This is a genomic window from Microvirga sp. HBU67558, from assembly GCF_018069605.1.
In the GTDB taxonomy this organism is placed as follows: domain Bacteria; phylum Pseudomonadota; class Alphaproteobacteria; order Rhizobiales; family Beijerinckiaceae; genus Microvirga; species Microvirga terrae.
The window spans coordinates 1-365 of record NZ_JAGPUP010000156.1 but is presented as its reverse complement, the minus strand read 5'-3'; the positions used below and the strand labels follow the sequence as shown (position 1 = coordinate 365).

The following is a 365-nucleotide window of genomic DNA, read 5'->3' as shown; positions in this document are numbered from 1 at the left end:
GACATCCCAGGCTTCCGCGAGCCCGCGACTGGGCAGTTCATCTCATTGCCGGAGCCCGGCAGGGCTCATCTCGATCAGCTTTACGTCCGGGCTGGGCGCCTGCCGGAGCCTGGAAGCGTCGAGGAAGTCGCGATCAGCGAGAGCTTCGCGAACGCCCATGGCTTCCTCCCCGGTGCCCGTCTCTCGGCGGTCCTGAACGGCCGCAAGCGCGAACTCCTGGTCGTCGGGATCGCGCTTTCGCCCGAGTTCATCTACGCAATCGGTCCTGGCGACATCATGCCGGACGACCGCCGCTTCGGCATCGTCTGGATGCCGGAGAAGGCGCTGGCCGGCGCCTTCGACCTCGATGGTGCGTTCTCCGCGGT

1 pseudogene is annotated in these 365 nt (G+C 67.1%); it reads left to right on the top strand.

Annotation, left to right across the window (positions count from 1 at the left end):
• Positions 1-365: pseudogene (locus tag KBI52_RS00630) on the top strand (ABC transporter permease); the annotation flags it as partial.